The 20,806-nt window shown below is 44.8% G+C and carries 18 protein-coding genes; 8 read left to right on the top strand and 10 right to left on the bottom strand.

From position 1 onward, the window contains the following. Positions 1–341: 341 nt before the first annotated feature. Positions 342–1,124: a hypothetical protein gene (locus J5I83_RS03915; protein ID WP_304053443.1), complete on the bottom strand. Its 783-nt coding sequence runs from the start codon at positions 1,122–1,124 to the stop codon at positions 342–344. Positions 1,125–1,712: 588 nt separating this feature from the next. Between J5I83_RS03915 and J5I83_RS03910 the strand changes: the two genes are divergently transcribed. Next, a complete protein-coding gene (locus J5I83_RS03910) occupies positions 1,713–2,135 on the top strand; it encodes a Fur family transcriptional regulator (protein ID WP_304053441.1) in 423 nt (140 codons plus the stop codon). Positions 2,136–2,730: 595 nt separating this feature from the next. After that, complete coding sequence (locus tag J5I83_RS03905; protein WP_304053439.1) at positions 2,731–4,752, top strand: TonB-dependent receptor; 2,022 nt, start codon at positions 2,731–2,733, stop codon at positions 4,750–4,752. Positions 4,753–4,809: 57 nt separating this feature from the next. On the opposite strand, the gene J5I83_RS03900 is transcribed toward J5I83_RS03905, so the two are convergent. From J5I83_RS03900 to J5I83_RS03880, 5 genes are all read right to left on the bottom strand, one after another. Beyond that, positions 4,810–5,190 carry a SirB2 family protein gene (locus tag J5I83_RS03900; protein WP_304053437.1) on the bottom strand — a complete coding sequence of 127 codons (381 nt, stop codon included), beginning with the start codon at positions 5,188–5,190 and terminating at the stop codon, positions 4,810–4,812. Between the two features lie 2 nt (positions 5,191–5,192). Beyond that, positions 5,193–5,675, bottom strand: a complete 483-nt coding sequence (locus J5I83_RS03895; protein ID WP_304053435.1) for a hypothetical protein — start codon at positions 5,673–5,675, stop codon at positions 5,193–5,195. 63 nt (positions 5,676–5,738) lie between these two features. Then, positions 5,739–6,080, bottom strand: coding sequence for an STAS/SEC14 domain-containing protein (locus tag J5I83_RS03890; RefSeq protein WP_304053433.1), 342 nt, complete (start codon positions 6,078–6,080; stop codon positions 5,739–5,741). 70 nt (positions 6,081–6,150) lie between these two features. Continuing rightward, a complete protein-coding gene (locus J5I83_RS03885) occupies positions 6,151–7,002 on the bottom strand; it encodes a DMT family transporter (RefSeq protein WP_304053431.1) in 852 nt (283 codons plus the stop codon). 39 nt (positions 7,003–7,041) lie between these two features. Continuing rightward, complete coding sequence (locus J5I83_RS03880) at positions 7,042–8,148, bottom strand: aromatic ring-hydroxylating dioxygenase subunit alpha (RefSeq protein WP_304053430.1); 1,107 nt, start codon at positions 8,146–8,148, stop codon at positions 7,042–7,044. A gap of 277 nt (positions 8,149–8,425) precedes the next feature. Here J5I83_RS03880 and J5I83_RS03875 point away from each other — a divergent pair, with 277 nt between their 5' ends. The 3 genes from J5I83_RS03875 to J5I83_RS03865 all read left to right on the top strand — a co-directional run bounded on the left by J5I83_RS03875 (position 8,426) and on the right by J5I83_RS03865 (position 14,451). Next, positions 8,426–9,808 (top strand): adhesin, encoded by a 1,383-nt coding sequence (locus J5I83_RS03875; protein ID WP_304053429.1) that lies wholly within the window; start codon positions 8,426–8,428, stop codon positions 9,806–9,808. A gap of 252 nt (positions 9,809–10,060) precedes the next feature. Further along, positions 10,061–12,244: a primosomal protein N' gene (locus J5I83_RS03870; protein ID WP_304053428.1), complete on the top strand. Its 2,184-nt coding sequence runs from the start codon at positions 10,061–10,063 to the stop codon at positions 12,242–12,244. A 122-nt stretch (positions 12,245–12,366) separates the two neighbouring features. Further along, entirely contained in the window at positions 12,367–14,451 is a 2,085-nt protein-coding gene (locus tag J5I83_RS03865; protein ID WP_304053426.1) for a TonB-dependent receptor, read from the top strand. 124 nt (positions 14,452–14,575) lie between these two features. On the opposite strand, the gene J5I83_RS03860 is transcribed toward J5I83_RS03865, so the two are convergent. The 4 genes from J5I83_RS03860 to J5I83_RS03845 form a co-directional block, all read right to left on the bottom strand. After that, complete coding sequence (locus J5I83_RS03860) at positions 14,576–15,412, bottom strand: hypothetical protein (protein WP_304053424.1); 837 nt, start codon at positions 15,410–15,412, stop codon at positions 14,576–14,578. A 284-nt stretch (positions 15,413–15,696) separates the two neighbouring features. Continuing rightward, on the bottom strand, positions 15,697–16,881 hold the full coding sequence (locus J5I83_RS03855; RefSeq protein ID WP_304053422.1) for a hypothetical protein: 1,185 nt from the start codon (positions 16,879–16,881) through the stop codon (positions 15,697–15,699). Positions 16,882–17,085: 204 nt separating this feature from the next. Next, positions 17,086–17,595 (bottom strand): DUF1269 domain-containing protein, encoded by a 510-nt coding sequence (locus J5I83_RS03850; RefSeq protein ID WP_304053421.1) that lies wholly within the window; start codon positions 17,593–17,595, stop codon positions 17,086–17,088. Between the two features lie 480 nt (positions 17,596–18,075). After that, complete coding sequence (locus J5I83_RS03845) at positions 18,076–18,585, bottom strand: DUF1269 domain-containing protein (protein ID WP_304053420.1); 510 nt, start codon at positions 18,583–18,585, stop codon at positions 18,076–18,078. A 313-nt stretch (positions 18,586–18,898) separates the two neighbouring features. Here J5I83_RS03845 and J5I83_RS03840 point away from each other — a divergent pair, with 313 nt between their 5' ends. From J5I83_RS03840 to J5I83_RS03830, 3 genes are all read left to right on the top strand, one after another. Beyond that, positions 18,899–19,501, top strand: coding sequence for a Spy/CpxP family protein refolding chaperone (locus J5I83_RS03840; RefSeq protein ID WP_304053418.1), 603 nt, complete (start codon positions 18,899–18,901; stop codon positions 19,499–19,501). A gap of 154 nt (positions 19,502–19,655) precedes the next feature. After that, entirely contained in the window at positions 19,656–20,393 is a 738-nt protein-coding gene (locus J5I83_RS03835; protein WP_304053416.1) for a ZIP family metal transporter, read from the top strand. A gap of 2 nt (positions 20,394–20,395) precedes the next feature. Next, positions 20,396–20,683, top strand: coding sequence for a hypothetical protein (locus tag J5I83_RS03830; protein ID WP_304053415.1), 288 nt, complete (start codon positions 20,396–20,398; stop codon positions 20,681–20,683). Positions 20,684–20,806: the final 123 nt, after the last annotated feature.

The following is a 20,806-nucleotide window of genomic DNA, read 5'->3' as shown; positions in this document are numbered from 1 at the left end:
TACGTCTCCTTCGGCGTCGCTTTGCTGCGATCCAGCTTCAGCGCTTCATACAGTTCATCCGGAACCGTCGGTATGTCCGCATGCAATGCCCCAGCAAACATTACCCCACATGCTACTACTAACCCCTTCAGCCATTTCCTGGCATCCATTCCTCTCTCCTTCTTATCTTACGTTGTTATCCCATTCATACTCAGCCCAAAATAGCCATCCTTCCTCAACCTGAGGCCTGAGCATAAAACCTCTGCTGTCTGCTCCTCTTCTTATACTCAGCAAGCCTACTTTCTTAACCATGACTCTGTCAAGGAATTTGGACAAGAAATTATTACGCCAAGATGACTAGATTATGATTTTTCAGCTATTTCTTTGCCTGGTGTTTTGCGACGCATGAAAAAGAAAGCCGCTCCTCCTGCTGCGCCAAGCAAAAGTATCGTTTCCACCATACCAAAACCGGAACCATGGCCGCCATGCCCCCCGTCTCCTCCAACATGCAACGGAACACGAACAGCGGTACGAACAGTATCACCTTCTACCTTTTCCAGCAAAATTGCATACTGACCAAGTTCTTTCAACTCCGCTGCAACCACAATAATTCCAGAAGAATGTATTTCAGCTGGCATATAAACACCAGCATGGGCACCAGCATCAGGTGAGGCAGTTTTTGACTCTTCATGCTTTTTCGTATCATGTCCAGCGTGAGCATCATGACCTTCGTGGCCTTTATGCTCATCATGCTCCATTTCATGAACCTGCTCTTCGCTGGTATTGCTCTTTGCCGCTGCCACATTGCCTTGAGCTTCCCCGTGTCCCTCATGCCCCTCTTTTACCAGGCGTACAGCAAGTGGTATCTCACGCGCCTCAGTCGGCAACTCAATCGTCACATTTACTTTCCCAACATTTGGCACATGATCACAATACGAATGCATAGGAGGAATATTGCCCTCGGGCACTTCATAAACGCTGACCGTTACAGGGAAATCGCCCCCTTTAACCTGACATCCCCCATGCCCTGCATGATGACCTTCATGTGCAAGCATCAACTGTGCATGAAGTGAAAATGCTGCTAGTGACATTGTTACTGCTGTGCCTAATTGCACGAACCATTTATTATATGAAGCCTTTCTCATACTTTCTCCAGATTCTTAATCTTAATCCATATGTAATCTGCTCAGCGACATTGCCCAGCATATTTGCCCGTGATTGTATAACAAAAAATTACGAAAGGTCTGGATAAGTGAGTAAGGGAGAACGCAACAGAAGCCACGCAGAACATATAACCTTTACGCATCACACAGATGCACCAAAAAACCTGCATCATTCAACCCCCTGATTGCAAATCGCTATCTGCTTTAAACTCAGATTTTCCATTAGCGCAAATTATGGAGTAAATACTGTGTTACATTTAACGAAGCAATTAAAAATTTTATACTCATCGTACTTCAAAATTTGGTTCTTATAAGCGCTCATCCAGCCTTGTCCAAAAGAAAGAAAGCATTAATGCCAAATTTTGAAGGATGATAAATTAGATATTTACAGAATCAAGCTGCTATCTTCTCTCTCTTTATTAGCAAAGCGAAGCTTTGCTGCAGCATGTCAGAAAACAATATTATTCGCAAAGATTTCTCGAATGGATATCACGACTAGGAAGTTGTTATTGCGTAAATGTATTTAATTAAGCTATACTCAAATGCAACTTAGTTGCAAATTTACTCTCTATGCCAAATAATTTCCTTGAAAAGGCCAGAGAACTGGTTAGACATACTGGTGATCGTGCCACTCACCATAGAATCCGGACGCTTGCTACTTTACTGGCAGAGCAACATGCACTAACTCATCGTGAAATTGAAGAACGATTAAACGTTAAAGAACAGTTGGATCGGGTAACGCTTTATCGTGTTCTTGAATGGATGAGTAAGAAAAATTTAGTACACAAAATAGCAGGAGACGACCGGGTATGGCGCTTCCGGGTTAACACAGAATTACATTCGCATCAGCATGCCCATTTCGTATGCACTCGCTGCACTAAAGTAACATGCCTGGCTGACTTCAAGATCAAACCGCTCCCCTCCTTGCCAATTGGTTATTTATTCCATGAAACTGAATTAACAGTTAAAGGACTATGTGCTGAATGTATTTAATAGGCCAGTCATCCAGAAAAATGGAATAACAACAATTATTGCAAAATGAGCCCTTCCGTGCTTCGTAAAGCCATCATTCTTATTTTTTCGTTATTATTGTTTTCCATGCCTATCTTACAGGCAAAGCATTCGCTAACGCACCTCGAAGTACTGAAAATTGAAACAAGCATAAATAACCCGGAGCCAATTGACGATGATACCAATCATCATTGCTATGATTGTTTAGTTCTAAAAGCAATTGGCACCTTTTTGCTTTTTCTCGGCTTTCTTTTTTGCGGAAAATTCACTCGCAGCTCACTGTCGGGCAATACCAACAAATACAGTCGTTATCACATTCAAACTGCATACTATACACGCGCCCCCCCCCCGTTGCCTCGTATATATCCTTTGATCAAATAGTCTTCATCAAATACTGGATTTGATGAAACAGAAGATATTCGATTCATAACAGTATCTCTTGAATAAATAACAAACTGACAACTAACACCCCATCAGAATGCAACTTAGTTGCATTCTGATGCTTAACCATAAATGACGTTTTATCAAAATGCTACATAACCTATTTATAAGAAATAAATCTCTCTATTTGCAAAAAATGCAATTAAGCTTCAAAGCTATTGGCCTAGCCACTTTTTTCTGCAGCAATACGATTGTCCAAGCCGAAGAAACTAGCCAGGCAATCAAACTCCCCGAAATCATCATAACTTCAACGCCATTTCATGACCGTAGTGAGCTAAATATGACTCAACCTACCACAGTCATACATGGAGATAATCTTCGCCGGAAACGTGAAGTAAGCCTCGGTGACACGCTATCTACAGAACTTGGCGTGGCTTCCACTTCATTCGGGTCAGGCGCAGGCCGTCCTATCATTCGCGCTCTGGATGGGCCACGCATTCAGGTATTGGAAAACAGCATCAGTACTCTTGATATCTCCTCTCTCAGTCCGGATCATGCTGTTACTGTTGAAACACTCAATGCTGCACAAATTGAAATTCTGCGGGGCCCAGCAACGTTGCTTTACGGCGGCGGCGCAACAGGTGGAATAGTGAATGCTGTCACTGGACGCATCCCTAACCAACTGTTTAACTCGTTAAAAGGCAATTTTGAAGTACGCGGAAATACCGCAACTGAGGAAAGAACCGGCGCGTTCAATTTAAATCGTAGTTTTGGTCAGACCTCATGGAGTATCGGCGGCTTCAAGCGTAAAACAGGTGATTATGATATTCCTGGACAAGCAAATATTGATCAGGGCGCTAACAATGAGAAGAATGTGGTCAAAAACAGTGCAGTTGATTCTCAAGGTGGTGCTATCGGCGGATCATACGTTGGTGAAAGAGGATTCTTCGGTGGCTCTATCTCATTGCTGGAAAGCAAATATGGCATACCGACTCCTGAAAGGCCCACTATTGATTTAACGCAAGCTCGATACAATCTGGCAGGAGAGCTAGACAACCCTCTCATTGGTTTAAGAAAAATGAAAGTGCGCATGGGCTACAATGATTACAAACACAATGAACTTGAAAGCGATGGTGAGATTGCGACTCGTTTTAAAAATCGGGAGCTGGAGACCCGGGTCGAGTTTCTGCATTCTCCCATTGCAGGCTTAAAGGGATTGTTTGGCATCCAATTTCAGGATCGCACTTTTTCCGCCTTGGGTGAAGAAGCAATTGTGCCCATTACAAAATCCCGTTCAACCGGGTTTTTTCTTATCGAAGAACGCAACTGGAATAACTTTCGCTTCGAATTTGGCGGCCGATATGAATATGCCACGCGTGATCCACAAAACAATATCGACCGACCTCGCGAATTTGGTCTTTTTAATGGTTCCGCCAGTGCTCTGTGGAATTTTGCCCAAGACTATAACGTAGGATTAACCGCAACACATGGCCAACGTGCGCCGGCAATAGAAGAACTCTACGTGAACGGTCCCCATCATGCCACAGGCACATTCCAAACTGGTGATCCTACTTTACACAAGGAAGCTACTAACAATTTTGACTTCTCCCTTAGCAAAACTTCGGGGCTCATGAAGTGGAAGGTTAACGCTTTTTATAACCGTTTCAACAACTATATATTTTTAAGAAATATCGATATTAATGGGGATGGCATCGCTGACCGTGTTGATGACGATGGAGAACTTGATCCACAAGGGGAATTTCAGGCACTGAACATGACTCAGACTGACGCTACATTTTATGGCGCAGAAGCAGAAGTCATTTTTACGCTTAAGCCGGATAATTTAGATTTGCGTCTGTTCACAGATTACGTGCGCGGCAAATTAAATCAAAACAACGGAAATGTTCCGCGTACGACACCGCAACGCTTCGGGCTAGAAGCAAACTATAAAATAGGGCGTTGGGCTGCTAATCTCACGACGATACACGTGTTGCGCCAGAACAAGCGTGCAGAGCTTGAAACCAGCACGCCTAGCTATACACTACTCAATCTGGAAGCTAGTTACCGCATAAAAGAAACCAAATCAAACGGCATCAGACTTTTTGTTCAAGGTAGAAATTTGCTTGACGAAGAAATTCGCGTTCACACTTCTTTCTTGAAGAATTTTGCACCATTGCCAGGAAGAGCTCTGGTAGCAGGAATAAGAGGCGACTTTTAAAACTTACTCAATAGCGCAAGGCTTTTACAAAAAATCAAGTGGCGCATCAACCCCAATTTACAAGAGTATTGCTGGATTTTTGGTTAATGCAACCAGCACAATATAAAAGAATACTACTTGCGCCATAATCCAGCTTCCAACCTTAACCGTACGGGTCTTGCCGAATCGCAGCGCTACCATGCCGCACCCAATGTAAACAAGCAGCCCCACCACTTTCGCAGTTAACCAGGCGTCTGTAAGCGGATTCTGTTGGATCAGCACGGCCAACATGATTGCGCTAGCGAGCAGGACCGTATCAATTACATGCGGCATTATTTTTACCCAACGCTGCTGCAATTGAGCTGACGCACGCATCATCCAGATACCCCGCGTCAGAAATAGCAAATAACTCAACAGGACAGCCGATACATGAATCAATTTTAATAACGCGTAACTCATCATCATTTCCCAGGGAAAACCCATCCATGACTGCCTGCGACTGCACCGGCAACTGTAATCAGACTGATACTCAACAAGAACCAGTGCATACGCTGAATCAATACAAATGTTTTTTCTGGCGCACTTTTTGCTTTGGCCTGAAACCATTGATGGAGTATCCATGGCTCCAGCACAAACAACATCATGGTAAAAATGACCCACACCAGCACCATCGCATGCATCCACCAGAAATGAAGCTCAGCGAAACGATTCCAGCCATTGAGGAGATGTACCATGTAGAAACCACTCAGCCCCACTAGCAATGTGGTAACACGCGCTTGAGCAGCAAAGCGTCTTTCTATATGCTCAAAGAATTCGACTCGTTCTTCCGCTGATTTCATTTGTGCTACAGCGGGAAGCAACACTGCCGTCACCATGGCAACACCACCGATCCAAAGCACCACTCCTACTACATGCAATACCCGGGCTAATACAAACTCATCCATACTGAATCATGCATGCTATCTGAGCCTCTTTTATCTGATTGATCACAAGCCACTACTTAAAACTTATTCGCCAGCAGCCCATTTCTTCGCTTCATCGTAATCTGAGAAAACCCTCACATCCGCCTCGACAAACAAACTTGACACCCACGCGCTCCATGCCTGCCATTGGTTATCAGTGACTACCGCAACCCGTCCAAATTCACTGCCATGCTCACGCAGGAATTTGATCTCCTCCCATGCGACATCTACCGTATAATCCACCATGTCCCGCCAATCAAATAACAAATTTGCTTCAAAATGTGGCTGATATAGCACTTGCTGTTCAAATTCTTTATAGTCACTCAGGGTAAACTCCCCGATGACGGCTACGATGACCAGATTGTTAATTTTTTGAATAGTTATCATGCGTATCTTCCTAGATCTAATCCATCCGTTATAAGAATTGATTTTTTACTCTGCAAATATTGCACTGATTTTATTGACTACGAGCGCTAACCGGTGCAATCCTGAGGCTGAGCAAGCCACCTAACACGATCATTGCCATCCCTATCCAGGCAGACATTGGCAGCATCTCATTCCATAAAAAAACATCCCACAACCCAGCAAATAACACCGTACTATATGCAAGCGCCCCGACCACCATCGTTTTACCGACACGGTAAGCACGCGTTAACGCCAACTGTGCAAGTGTAGCCGTTATACCAACTCCGGCCAATAGCCATACATTATTAGATGTAATAACGCTAAATGTAGTTAATGACAGCCATATGCCGGTAATCACCGTACAAATCAGGGTAAAATAAAAAACCACCAGCCATTCGGACTCACCCAGTTTACCAAGCTGTTTCAGGTTAAGATGAGCAAAGCTTGCAAAAACAGCCGAAAGCAACCCGATTAATCCTGCCTGCCATTGATCTCCATACAAAGTCGGGCGTAACAACAAAATCACTCCGATAAATCCGAGCATGACTGCCATACCCAAAGCCCAATGCAAGTGTTCTTTTAAAAAAATCGTCGCCAACAGCGCCAGAAATAACGGCCAAGTATTATTCAGCGATATGGCCGTTGCCAATGGCAGTTGGGTAATGCAATAAAAAAACAACAACAATCCACCGAGACCGAACAATCCACGCCAGCAGTGAACCTTCCAATGCTCAGTTAGCAAAGGAATACGACAGACGCGCATAGCCAAATAGGTTAATAGCAGACCAAACAAAGATCGATAAAATACCAATTCGATACTAGAAAAATGTACTGCACTTAACTTTACCAGCATCCCCATGCAGGCAAACATAAAGCCTGCCACCAGCATCCAAAGTGAATGCATCAGCAACTATTCAATGAAAAATACCCGTCAGAATAGCAATTAACGCAAATAAGATCCCATCTCCCGGTACAGGAAATTATGAAAATGTGCCATTCCCGCTTCCATCGGCATTTGATAGGGACCAACTTCATTGATTCTCTGCTGATAGAGTGCACGCCGTCCGAGCGTCATCAACCTGCAGATCTCTTCATCTTCAATAGCTGTTTCACGATAAGCAGCTTGCTCTGCCTCAACAAATTCGCGCTCAAACAGGGCAATTTCTTCTGGGTAGTAAAACTCAATTACATTCATGCAGTTTTCTACGCTAGTTGGCAATATCGTACTGATGATAAGCGTATGAGGGTACCACTCAAGCATCACATTGGGATAATAAAGCAACCAGATGGCACCATAACGTGGCTTATGATTATTGTTGTGCTGTAAAATCTGTTTGTGCCACTTGTCATATACAGGCGTACCTGCACGCTCGAATGCAGGATTAACTCCTACGACCTGAGCGCTGTACCAATCGCCAAACTCCCAATCAAGCTTATTGATATCCACAAAATGCCCTAAACCCGGATGAAAGGGTTCAACATGATAATCTTCCAGATAAACTTCAATAAATGTTTTCCAGTTACACGTGTAATGATCTATTTGCACGCGATCAAGCACGTGCCCGGAAAAATCAAAGTCTTTGAGTATACCTAGATTTGCCATATCACGTGCAATATTGCGTTCACCAGCAAACAACAGCCCATTCCAGTTTTGCAAGGAAACCTTACTCAAATCGAGACATGGATTTTTGCTAAAATGTGGCGCCCCAAGTAATTTGCCGTCCATCGCGTAAGTCCAGCGATGAACCGGGCAAACAATATTTCTGGCATTGCCATGCCCTTTCAGCAATAGCGCCTGGCGATGGCGGCACACATTCGACAACAACTCAATCCCATTTTCGTTGTGGATTAATACTTTGGCATCATTCATCCATTCCAGGGCATAGTAATCTCCGACACTGGGCGTCATCAATTCATGCCCCACGTAACCTGGGCCTTGATCAAAGAGCCGCTGCTTTTCCAATTCAAATACGCGTGGATCCAGATACCAGTCAACAGGAAGTTGTTGGGGCTTCTGAGTCAACTGTGATATTTGCGCTAGACTAGACATATGAAATCAGTTATTAAAGTGATGTTAAACAGAGCTTAAATGCTCAATTGACAAATCAACCATTCAGAAATTCAAAAAAATCAGTAAAACAGAAAATTGCGTCTATACTTATTATAAGGCGAGCTTCTAATAGATTTCGCTTTGAGGATTGCTGTAATGAGGTTTTACATCGCCAAGATTCAAATCTACATTATCCTCTTATTTCATAAGATTACAATCTTAGCGCAGTGCGTAAATCGCATGAATTGATTAAACATAAATTGGAAGAACTATCTCAATGAAATTCAATCAACAAGCAAGCAAAAAAGCCTGGGCATTTTTATCGAGTGCACTCATCATCAGTCTAGCCTCCTGTGACGACAGCCAGAAACCTGAAATTAGTAAAACCGCCCCCAAAGGACCCACCACAGGGATACTCACTGATGCCGCTCCAGTTTCAGGTGTTGCCTATACCACTTCTTCTGGCTCATCAGGCACCACGGATGCACAAGGCGTCTATCGTTACAACTACGGCGACACGGTCAAATTCCAGCTTGGAGAGCTAACCATCGGTGATATCAAAGCCGCAGCCATCATTACACCCATCGAACTGGCCGCAGGCAATGAAAACAAATTACAGAATCTCCCCATTTTGCTACAGTCTCTTGATTCGGATAATAACCCTTCAAATGGAATATCAATTCCTGCAGAAGCAGCAGCCGCAATCAAATCCTCACTTGATCTCACGAGTGATTCAAGCACTTTTGCCAATTCTGCAATCCTTAAAGCCGCACGTGATGCTGCAGACATACCCGGTGATATCAAATCAGCAGAAAAAGCTGGCGCAGACTTTCTTGCACAAGGGATAAACCTTTTTAGCCGCCATATCTGGGTAAAACACGATGATGCCAATGCGAGCATCATACAAATAGCAACAGATGGTAGTGGTGAATATTTACATGGCGAAGCAACAGCAGATGATTCATGTGATGAAAACCGGGTATGCGGTGGCAAAACAATCATTAAAGCTGGTGTGGAATACGGTATTGCAAAAGTATCGGGGGTTGATAGCAGGGGATTTAAGCTTGACAGCTCACCATCCGTGGATACCAATCTTCGGGCAGGTTTGTCTCACCCGCGCCCTAGCTGGCGTATCCATACTGATGGCGATGAGCTGATTATTTCTGACATCGTCGTCGCGCAAAGAGAAAGAGAGCAAAGCGGCCTCTTTGGCGAACTCTTTCATATCGCCCGCCCAATTGAACTTAGCTCCGACGATGAACCTATTCCTACCGAAGTCAAAGAAAAACGGTACGCCAAAATGGATAATAGTGCCTCCGGTATTGTTGGTGCCTGGACGTTGGATAGAAATACTGTAAAAACCAAACTATTTCTGTTCTTTCCCAATAATAAATTCATGCTGGTAGATCCCACCGGAGAGACTTTTCAATCTGAACAAATTAAATGTGGCACCCCAGGTGTTGAATTTGCTTCCTACGCCTACGATACCAATTCCAAGAGTCTGAGTATAAAAAGCTTCATTTATGATACCAATAACTGCGTCGGCTTCTCGCACAATTCTGACAGTCCATTTTCATTCGAAATCAGCGCTAATGGTGATTCTGCCACCTTGAGCAAGCAAGGCGAAGCATCGGTTACGCTCTATCGGGTTTCAAAATAATTCACTCAGGTGTCATTGAATAGATTTATCAAAATCTTTCAGTGCCTGGCGGGAGCTATCATTCGCTCCCGCCACTTTCCCAGGTTTTCCTTATCGCCACAGCATTTGCATAGTTATGCATCGGATTTTGCTTACCATCAAACTGCTTTGATATTCGCGATACACCCTACCCGCAATATTTGCTGTTAACCATCCTGGGTACGTTCAATGCCGCACGCTTTCATAAATATCGAGATCAAAGACGTTCATTAAATGATCATAATTCGCGTCGCGCTCGATGTGCCTGTTGATAGTCTGTTCGACTATATCGCACCTGACGCAACCCAGCTGAACATTGGTTCATTGGTGCGCGTTCCCTTTGGTAAAAGATTTATGATAGGCATTATCATGGCGATAGCCAATGACGCCCAAGTGCCACATGAAAAACTGAAACAAGCCGAAGTTATTTGGCAGGATGTCCCTCCTCTGCCTGCAACCCTTATAGAATTGTTTGAATTCTGTAGCCGCTATTATCATCATCCTATCGGGATGGTCATCATGAACGGTTTACCTACGCGATTGCGCAGCAGCAAACTCCTGCCACAACGAGCTAGCGCGCCATCCCTATTTCGTTTGACTGATGCAGGCCGCGCTATCGCACCCTCTTCCATCCCCGCCCGAAATAAAATCAAACATCGCTTGCTCGCTCAGCTTAAAGAAGCTGGCAGCATCAGTAGCAAAGAAGCCAAACAGATCTCCCTTCGTGCTGCGGGAACATTGCAGGAATTTTTGCTGCAAGGATGGGTAGAAAAAGTTCTGATTGAACCAGAATCCGCACTAAACACCTCCTCTCCTCTCCAGCTCACGGCCGAACAAATTACTGCAATCAATGCTATCCGGGCAGAAATAGGTCTATTCAACACCTGGCTGCTGCATGGTGTCACCGGCAGCGGCAAGACCGAAGTTTATCTGCAAGTGACTGCAATGCTGTTAAAACAAAACCGCCAGGTGCTCATCCTGGTTCCCGAAATCAACCTAACCCCCCAACTAGAGGCAGTTTTCCGGGCACGCTTCCCTGCCACGTATTTAGTCAGCTTGCATAGCAGGCTCAGTCCTGTTGAGCGCATGCACGGTTGGTTACAGGCACAACGAGGCGAAGCAGGCATCGTCCTTGGCACACGGCTGGCCATCTTCACACCATTGCCTAAGCTGGGCCTGATTATCGTGGATGAAGAGCACGATCATTCATTCAAACAACAGGATGGGTTACGCTATTCAGCACGCGATGTCGCAATTTTTCGTGCAAAACAGACCGATATTCCCATCATATTGGGTTCTGCCACACCGTCACTGGAAAGCTACTACAACGCTATCACTGGCCGCTACCGCAGGTTATGTTTGCGCATACGCGCAGTGAAAAATGCCACACTTCCAGTTATACGCTACATCAATACCCGCGCCATTCAGCTTAAAGAGGGACTATCTGAGCCACTGCTTCTTGCACTGGAAAACTGCTTGACCCAAAAACAGCAAAGCATGATTTTTATTAATCGCCGTGGTTATGCACCGGTATTATTATGCAAGTCCTGCACTTGGCTCGCAGCTTGTTCACGCTGCTCCAGTCGCCTCGTGCTACACCTGGCACAGAAAAACCTACGCTGTCATTACTGCGGTCACAAGGAACAACTTCCACCAGCCTGCCCTCAATGTGGCGATCAGGATCTCATGCCATTTGGCCATGGCACACAACGGATTGAGGCTGCACTGGCAAAATTTTTTCCTGAGGCACGCATTCTCCGGGTCGATCGTGACAATATTCGCCGCAAAGAAGCCTGGCAATCCATGCTCACTGCAATCCACCAGCAACAGGTGGATATTCTGGTTGGCACTCAGCTTCTGGCAAAAGGGCATTATTTTCCCAACTTATCTTTTGTGGGCGTACTCAATGCTGATGCTTCGCTCTATAGCACTGATTTTCGGGCAGAAGAACGGCTATTTGCCCAGCTCATGCAAGTTGCCGGACGAGCCGGCCGTGCTGGAACTGCTGGAGAAGTCCTCATTCAGACTGAGTTTCCTGACCATCCTTTGTACCATGCCTTGAAACATCACGATTATGACGCTCATGCACAGATGTTACTAAAAGAAAGGGAAATCACTCATTTCCCTCCTTACTCCTATCAAGCACTGCTCAATGCGGAAGCACCACACATCGACGTCGCGATAGAATTTCTCACCACGGCAACTAAATTGATTGAACCTGTGAAGCAAATAGAAATATTCGATCCGGTTCCCGCACAAATGGCACGGTTAAAAGGACTAGAACGTGCACACCTGCTGATACAATCCAGTTCCCGCAAGAAATTACAGCTTTTTCTCAGTGACTGGTATATAAAGCTCTGCAAAATCCCCAACCGTAAGGTACGGTGGGCTTTGGATGTTGATCCATTGGAATTCTAATGAAAAATTAAACAGGATTTGATAACCGCCAATCAGCAGCGACAATTACCAGCCTCTTGGTAAAACAACAAATTTGATATCGGAAAGAGTCGAACAGCAAATCCAGCTTAGTCAGAAGAAAGATGTTCAAACTCTCAAAAATTATCAGTCAATCGACAGCACAGCTGACTGCCGCAATCAATTACGCGTTATTAATATTTGGAGCATCATCCGTCGTAAATGCTGCTGGAATACCTGCACTAAAAGAAGTAATCGTCCATGCCAAGGCTAATGATCTGATAGGAATCGCAAATTCTGCAAACGAAGGTACCGTTCTCAAACAGCAGCTTGATCTGCGTACAGTCTACCGTCCAGGAGAATTATTGGAAGGTGTACCCGGCCTGATTGTTACCCAGCATAGTGGCGAAGGAAAAGCAAATCAGTATTTTATGCGCGGCTTTAATCTTGATCATGGTACTGATCTGCGGATTACTGTAGATGGCATGCTCATAAACCAACGCTCTCATGGACATGGTCAAGGTTGGGCAGATACAAATTTCATTATCCCAGAGCTGGCCAGTAGTCTACAGTACCAGAAAGGCCCCTATTACACTGACCAAGGTGACTTCTCCTCTGCCGGTGCTATCAATATGAATTATCTTGATAAACTACCCCATGGAATTGCTCATTATGGTCTTGGCCAACAAGGATATATGCGTGGACTACTTGCCAATTCTTATGAAGCAGACGCCGGCAATATATTGTATGCCGTTGAGTTACTCACAAAGGATGGTCCATGGCTAAAAAAAGAGAATTACAAAAAGTTTAATGCTGTCCTGCGATATAGCCGACATATCGGAGCTACCAACTTCAACATCACGGCAATGGGTTATGGAGGGAATTGGCATGCTACCGACCAAATTCCGAGAAGAGCTGTGACGAGCGGTCTCATTTCTCGACTGGACACTATTGATCCCAGCGATGGTGGAGAAGCGCATCGCTTTAGTTTATCAGGTGCGCTGCAACACTCAAGCAACTTTGGCATCACTCAAATAAACCTCTATACACTCCACACCAATCTTGCTTTATTCTCCAACTTTACTTATTTCCTGGATGATCCGATCAATGGAGATCAATTTTCCCAAGTCGACAAGCGTTTTCAGTCTGCATTAAATTTTAGTCATTTCTGGGAAAATAACTTTGCTGGCTTCACCTTTGAAAATACTGCAGGAGTTCAGTTTCAAAATGATGTGATCGACAACGCCCTGTTAAGCACAAAACAACGCCAAACTTTATCGACTACACGCAGAGATCACATAGTCGAGAATAGCGTTGGACTTTATTACCAAAATAGCGTGCAATGGCTTGAAAAATTACGAACTGTGGCAGGTATACGTTCAGATCTCTACTGGTTTGATGTCAACAGCAATCTAAACGTTAATTCAGGCAACCGATATGACAACATGACTAATCCCAAGCTAAGTCTGATTCTTGGGCCATGGGCAAAAACTGAATACTACTTTAACTATGGCAGTGGATTCCATAGCAACGACGCACGTGGAACTACTGCTACTATAGATCCCAAATCCGGCAATCCCGTCAGCAAGGTAACACCGCTTGTCCGTTCCACAGGATACGAAATCGGTCTGCGCACCGCTATCGTTCCAAGCTTGCAAGCTTCATTTGCTATTTTCCGCCTGGATCTCGATTCAGAGCTATTATTCCTAGGCGATGCAGGCACAACTGAAGCAAGCCGCCCGAGCAAACGAGAAGGGTTTGAAATTTCAGCATTTTATATGCCTTATAACTGGCTGATGTTGGATTTGGATTACGCACTCTCTCGAGCACGTTTTACTGATTCAGACCCAGCTGGTAACCATATACCTGGCGCCATTAGCGGTGTGGGAAAATTAGCAATCTCAGTAACCAATATGGGCCCCTTTCTAGGAAGCATGCAGCTCCGTTACTTTGGAGAGCGCACTTTAACCGAGGATAACAGTATACGGTCTGATCACACCGTGACATTAAATGGTCAGATTGGTTACAAAATCGATAAGAATGTGCGGGTATTGATGCAAGGCTTTAATTTATTAAATACTAAAGCGCACGCGATTGACTACTTCTACCCATCCAGGCTTCCCGGTGAATCCGTATCAGGTGTGGCCGACTTGCATTTTCATCCTATCGAAAGTCGCTCTTTACGAGTTAGTTTAATAGTAAATTATTAGCTACCTCAAGGCATCTTAAAGTAATCTACACGCCTACACGCTGCCTATCAAGCATAACCAACAGTAAAAATTGATTGATTGGTAAGAGAAGGAATGGATATCCATCCTCTTTTGACAACAGTATTTAACTCATCACACTGACATCATCCCAACTGATTTGATCGAGTTTTACACCTACCAGCGTGATCGATACATGATCGCCAAAGTTGATGATGAAGTTATCAGCTTCAATATGGATCTCTGTAATAAAACCAGCCAAATGCTCCTTGGACGTTAGGCCAAGACCAGTATCAAAATCGAGCTTATCTCCCTCCTGCGAGTTAAAGTCTTCAACGCGCAAGTGCCCTTCTTCGCGGAAAACATAATGATCCGCCCCTTGTCCACCATAGCAATATGTGCCTTCACGTACGTCAATATAGTCATCACCGCTCGTGCCGTTATCAAATGAATGATCTTGATCGCGATCTTTGGCGTCATAGTTACGATCATTGCCATTCAGGCTATCTCTGAATGATTCATCTTTCGGCTCACTATTATGATCGTCTTTACCATCATGACGATCACCACCACTCATGCCACTACCGGGCAACTCATCTTGAGGACTATCTTTATGATCTGCTTTACCATCACTCGCCGCGCCGCTGGCGGATAAATCATCTACCAGGCCATCGTTATGACCATCTTGAACGTCATGTTCCTGATCACTCTCAAATTTTTCCTTCTCTAGTGGTGAAGATTCAGGCAATTGCTGGCTGGAATGAAGGTCGTCCGGATGAGGGCGCCAATCATGTCCCTTCAATGGCGAATGTAGAGATGATTGTTGATATCTCTGATTCAGAGATTCCATAAAAAGGAAATGTGAAGGATGGTAGGGATAGTATTCAAGGGGGTAGGGATAGTTTTCGACTGCGACTGTATATTCTTGAGAGTCAGATTCAGGATCGTCAGGATTAGCACTCATCTCATTCTCCTTTAATGTGTCAATAAGAACTGCCAGGGTCAAAGCGCCTAAAAGATAAAATCGCAACCCATGTTATTGAGCTATTAAATTACTCATGGCGCCAAGCCAGATTCCTTCCAGCAAGGCTGCAATTTAGCTACTCAGCGTTAGTTGGGCGGTACATGATTAGATGGCTATCTCTGCACATCCTGGCATAGCTTCCAACCTGTTCCTTAAACCCAGCCAGCAGAGAAAGCATCACATTGACAAGAGGGGAATGAATCCCCCTCTCTATTGCTGCGCTATTAACCTTCTACAGTAGTGACGTTTTCCCAAACGGGCGGTTGACCTACCAGCGTAATCGAGACGTCATCGCCAAAGTTGACGATGAAGTTATCAGCCTCAATCTTGATATTGGTAATATGACCAGCTATTTGATCACGTGATAAACCGTACTCAGTGAAGTCGAGCATATCGCCTTCCTGTCCATTAAAGCCGTCAATTTTCCAGTGGCCTAGGTCATGGAAAGCAAAATTCTCTGCTGTGCCATCTTCACCACGGCAATCTTCACCTGGACGTGCGTCGACATGTTTATGGCCATGACCATCTTTACCGCCATGATCATCTTTACCGTCATGGTCACGTCCGTCTTTACCATCTTTACCGTCATGGTCACGTCCGTCTTTACCATCTTTACCGTCACGGTCACGTCCGTCTTTACCATCTTTACCATCATGGTCACGTCCGTCTTTACCATCTTTACCATCATGGTCACGTCCGTCTTTACCATCTTTACCGTCATGGTCACGTCCGTCTTTACCATCTTTACCATCATAGTCACGTCCGTCTTTACCGTCACCATCACGGCCATCTTTACCATCATCACCCGGCACCTTGACATCATCCCAGCCAATCTGATCAGGCTTTACCCCTGCCAGTGTGATTGATACATCATCGCCAAAATTGATGATGAAGTTATCAGCCTCAATCTTGATATTGGTAATCTGACCAGCTATTTGATCACGTGATAAACCATACCCAGAGAAGTCGAGCATATCGCCTTCCTGTGCATTAAAGCCGTCAATCCTCCAGTGCCCTCGGTCATGGAAAGCAAAATTCTCTGCGCCATCTTCACCTCGGCAATCTTCATCTGGACGTACGTCGACATGTTTATGGCCATCATGATCTCGACCGTCACGATCATCACGGCCTTCTTTGTCTCGGCCATCGCGGCCATCACGACCTTCTTTGTCTCTGCCATCGTGACCATCACGACCATCTCTACCGTCGTCATTACGGCCATCTTTACCATCATGGTCACGTCCGTCTTTACCGTCACCATCACGACCTTTTTTGTCTGAGTCCTCATGGTTAGGGACAGAGTTAGTATTGTCAACACCCCCATTCATCGTGGGCACTTGTGGCTGGTCGCCAGTTCCGGCTACATTATTAACAGCATCACGCTTAATGGTCTCTTCGGTTGTGCTCATTTTATTCTCCTTTATGTATCAATAAGAGTTGCTACGATCAAAAGCCATGCAAAAGTAAAATCATAGCCCGTTGTTAACGGGCTATTTAATTACCACTCATGGCTCACGCCAAATTACTCCGGCATTACGAGACGTAATTCAGCAATTTCTTTAATAATTGATTTCATGGTTTCAGCATTGAAAAATACTCGTATTGATTATTTTTCAAGGAAATGCGGGTATTCTTGGTTCTGTACTTTCAATTTCCACCTCGGGTATATGTTGTCTTACACGCACTTCGATTTCATCAACTCTATCCCGCGGCACATCGGCTAATATTAAAAAATGACCTGCTTCTATCGCACTTTCGAACTCTTTAATCCGTCTGTTGTCTGCATTCATTCCTATCATGCCGCCTATCCATGCACCGACACTTGCGCCTGCCAGCGAGGTTGCCAGCAAGATGCCACCTGCAATCACTATTGAAGCAGGTGGGAGGACGACGGCTATCAGTCCAGCAAGCATGCCGGTTGCTCCACCGACCGCCAGCCCTTGCTGCACTGCCGGAATAAAATCACTCTTCTGCAATAAATTGGCTTCAGGCAACTCCTCAAGCGGTGTACCCGGTCTGGCAATCACGTGAATGTGCTTATCTTCGATTCGCGCCAAAAGCAGTTCGTCAACGACACGCTTGGCAACGTTAATGTCAGGAACAAGAAAGTAGATTCGTCGCATGATAACCTCCTCAAATTTGGGTTAATCACCCCCAACAAAACAAATTGACATCTGAGGCTGATCAGAAGCAGTGGATCAAATCAATCCACTTACATTGCAAGACGATGCTAAGAGATAATGAATAGGCAGGCAATACTGCAAATGCATACATTTTTATTACGCACCCCCCGGAATATCAAAAAAAAAAAACCATGTCATTCGGTTGCTGCGTTATTATCCAGAACAGAAAAAGCGTTAACCTGGAAGCCGCTGCCAGTTAAGTTACAAGATTGAATTTAAGCAATAAATTAATGCACCTACCCAGCCTGCAGAAGCTATCAGCTTCACACTTCACTTGGCTGGATCGGTAAGGGATGATATGAAACTACATTAGAATGCCCGCCAAATTACTCCTCATTAATGCAGGAAGTAATTTGGCTCTTTTATTATCCAACCTCGCGTGATTGGCAAGATCTGATAACGTTTTTGCTGACAATTATTTTATGGAAATGCAGGTACTCTTGGTTCCGTTTTCTCGACTTCCACTTCAGGTAGATGCTGTTTTACCCGCCCCTCAATTTCATCGACCTGATCCGCTGGCACGTCGGCTAATATTAGAAAATGACCTGCTTCTATCGCATCCTCGAACTCTTTAATCCGTCTGTTGCCCACATTCATTCCCACCATCCCGCCCAGCCAGGCACCGATACCTGCTCCTGCCAGTGAGGTCGCCAGCAAGATACCACCTGCAACTACTGGCGCAGTAGCAGGAAGGGCGATGGCAACCAGTCCGGCAAGTAAACCGGTCGACCCTCCGAGTGCCAGCCCCTGCTCCACTGCTGGAATGAAATCACTTTTCTGCAATAGACTGGCTTCAGGCAACTCCTCAAGCGGTGTGCCACGTTTAGCAATCACATGAATGTGTTTTTCCTCGATTCGTGCCAGAAGCAGATCGTCAACGATACGCTTGGTCACATTAATGTCTGGAACAAGAAAGTAGATTCGTCGCATGATAACCTCCTAGATTTTTGGTTAATCAATACTACTACTCGATGAAGATGAGACAGGCAAAATTTCTATTAGCCTTTCAATGATTGATAATAGGAAGCTTTCTTTTAGAAAGCAATAAAAAAATTAATGGACATCCAAATTACTAAATATGCTATGGTTAAAAGCTGGTGTTATCAGCTAACTCAGATTTTCCAATCCTTGGTTTGTCATGGGCGTTGTCATAGCACATATGATGAGGTAAAGATTTTCTGAGATGTGCAACACCGCTTTTCAAGAAAAGTGATACTCAATCATACTTCAGGAGGAAAATGCCATGATCAGCAAAAAATCCATCATTACTATTGCAATGGGTTCTATGTTTGCCATTACACTAGGCACCGCACCCATCTCAATGGCGAGTAATCAATCCAGTCCCTTACAATTTGAAAATCAAGGCTTTATGGTTGCTGAGGCGCATCAGCATGGTCAAGAAAAGGTTAGCGGGCAAGGTAAGGGCAAGGAAGAAGATCACAAACACGGCGACAAAAAAAGTAGCGGCATGATGAAAGGTGGGCATAGTTATGCTCATATGATCATCTTTCATGCAGACGAATTGAAGCTGAGCGATGAGCAGTTGGGGAAAATTACCCGCCTGCATTTAAAACACAAGCAAGAGCACGGGCAGCTCAAACAAAAACTGCGGAAAAGCATGAAGGCCTTTAAGAAGGAAAGCATGCAATCCAGCACAACTGACGTCCAACTGCGTAATCTTGGCAAAGAGTTCACAAATGTTGTCAACGAAATGGTCGAGTATCATATTAAGGAGCGGCAACTCGTCCATGCTGTTTTATCGGACGAGCAAAAAAATCAGCTTAAATCCATGAAAATGGAACATGATACGCATGGCGATCATCATGGAGGACATGGTTGCCACTAAAACCAGAAAACGCTTTTGCATATCTCAGAGCACATCAAATACCTTATCAAACTGCAAGTTTCATGCCTAAATGAAAGGCAGAAGATGGGTCATCAATATTTGATCTGGCTCGCTTCTGACGAATAGACTATAAAGAAAGCGTCCAAGGCCCCCAATGCTGCTGTGGATAATTATATTCAGTATATTGGGTAGTATCGGCGCAGTTGCTGGCGCTGCCTTATTTCTGGTTTTTCCGGAAAGTATGCGCAAAATGCTTGTTCCCAGTCTGATCAGTTATGCCACCGGGACGCTGCTTGGCGCTGCATTCCTTGGCATGATACCTGCCAGCTTGGAACAAGCACCCGCGATCATGGTTATGGCATCAGTGTTGGCTGGCATGGTGCTTTTTTTCGTACTCGAAAAATTTGTGCTTTGGCGTCATTGCCATGAGGACGAATGCGAGATGCATGGGCGCGCTGGCCCACTCATTCTGATCGGCGATGCTTTCCACAACTTCGTAGATGGCGTTGTCATTGCTGCTGCTTTTCTTACTTCAATTCCGCTTGGAATGGTGACAGCATTCGCGGTGATTGCACACGAAGTTCCGCAGGAGATTGGTGATTTTGCTATTCTGCTGGACAATGGATATAGCCGCACAAAAGCATTCATTCTCAACAGCCTTTCTGCCGCCGCTACACTTCCCGGTGCTGTAGCAGCTTATTTCTGGCTTAGTGAAGTGAGCCAGGTAATGCCCTTTATTTTAGCGCTTTCTGCCGCAAGCTTTATATACATTGCCGTGGCTGATCTTATCCCTGGATTACATCGGCAGACAGCCTTTGCTGCCGCCATACGCCAACTTATACTACTGCTCGCAGGGATTGGAACCATCACATTCTTTCATTTCGGAGGTTAAATATGAGTAGCTTGACTGAGCAAGACATTCGCGTATTGCATGAAGCGCTCGATGATGAATATCGTTCCCGGGCAACTTATGATCAGGTTATTGCTGACTTTGGCGAGACCCAGCCATTCAACAATATTCGTGAAGCGGAAGCACGTCATATCAAAGTGCTGCAAGCTTTATTTGTACAACATGGATTGCCTGTGCCCGAAAACCCTTGGTCGGGCAAGGTTGAGCGATACACTAGTCTGCAAGCTGCCTGTGAAGCGGCTATTACCGCTGAAATTGCTAATGCAGCGTAAGCCTCCAACCCTTCCACATTAACACCCTGATACATCATTGCTATCCTCAAATCTTTTCCAAGGAGGAACGATGTCATCATTAGAAATACGACGAATTCATATCGAAGCATGGCAAACCAGCGG

This window comes from Nitrosomonas communis, from assembly GCF_024102715.1.
Taxonomy (GTDB): Bacteria; Pseudomonadota; Gammaproteobacteria; order Burkholderiales; family Nitrosomonadaceae; genus Nitrosomonas; species Nitrosomonas communis_B.
The sequence above is the reverse complement of the archived record's forward strand: the minus strand, read 5'-3'. Positions and strand labels throughout refer to the sequence as shown.

Coding starts and splice junctions, on each gene's coding strand:
- J5I83_RS03880 (WP_304053430.1), bottom strand. CDS start 8,148: ATGTCTAGTCTAGCGCAAATATCACAGTTGACTCAGAAGCCCCAACAA.
- J5I83_RS03900 (WP_304053437.1), bottom strand. CDS start 5,190: ATGAGTTACGCGTTATTAAAATTGATTCATGTATCGGCTGTCCTGTTG.
- J5I83_RS03855 (WP_304053422.1), bottom strand. CDS start 16,881: ATGAGCACAACCGAAGAGACCATTAAGCGTGATGCTGTTAATAATGTA.
- J5I83_RS03910 (WP_304053441.1), top strand. CDS start 1,713: ATGCCAAATAATTTCCTTGAAAAGGCCAGAGAACTGGTTAGACATACT.
- J5I83_RS03905 (WP_304053439.1), top strand. CDS start 2,731: ATGCAATTAAGCTTCAAAGCTATTGGCCTAGCCACTTTTTTCTGCAGC.
- J5I83_RS03875 (WP_304053429.1), top strand. CDS start 8,426: ATGAAATTCAATCAACAAGCAAGCAAAAAAGCCTGGGCATTTTTATCG.
- J5I83_RS03885 (WP_304053431.1), bottom strand. CDS start 7,002: ATGCATTCACTTTGGATGCTGGTGGCAGGCTTTATGTTTGCCTGCATG.
- J5I83_RS03840 (WP_304053418.1), top strand. CDS start 18,899: ATGATCAGCAAAAAATCCATCATTACTATTGCAATGGGTTCTATGTTT.
- J5I83_RS03865 (WP_304053426.1), top strand. CDS start 12,367: ATGTTCAAACTCTCAAAAATTATCAGTCAATCGACAGCACAGCTGACT.
- J5I83_RS03915 (WP_304053443.1), bottom strand. CDS start 1,124: ATGAGAAAGGCTTCATATAATAAATGGTTCGTGCAATTAGGCACAGCA.
- J5I83_RS03830 (WP_304053415.1), top strand. CDS start 20,396: ATGAGTAGCTTGACTGAGCAAGACATTCGCGTATTGCATGAAGCGCTC.
- J5I83_RS03860 (WP_304053424.1), bottom strand. CDS start 15,412: ATGAGTGCTAATCCTGACGATCCTGAATCTGACTCTCAAGAATATACA.
- J5I83_RS03850 (WP_304053421.1), bottom strand. CDS start 17,595: ATGCGACGAATCTACTTTCTTGTTCCTGACATTAACGTTGCCAAGCGT.
- J5I83_RS03895 (WP_304053435.1), bottom strand. CDS start 5,675: ATGGATGAGTTTGTATTAGCCCGGGTATTGCATGTAGTAGGAGTGGTG.
- J5I83_RS03890 (WP_304053433.1), bottom strand. CDS start 6,080: ATGATAACTATTCAAAAAATTAACAATCTGGTCATCGTAGCCGTCATC.
- J5I83_RS03835 (WP_304053416.1), top strand. CDS start 19,656: ATGCTGCTGTGGATAATTATATTCAGTATATTGGGTAGTATCGGCGCA.
- J5I83_RS03845 (WP_304053420.1), bottom strand. CDS start 18,585: ATGCGACGAATCTACTTTCTTGTTCCAGACATTAATGTGACCAAGCGT.
- J5I83_RS03870 (WP_304053428.1), top strand. CDS start 10,061: ATGATCATAATTCGCGTCGCGCTCGATGTGCCTGTTGATAGTCTGTTC.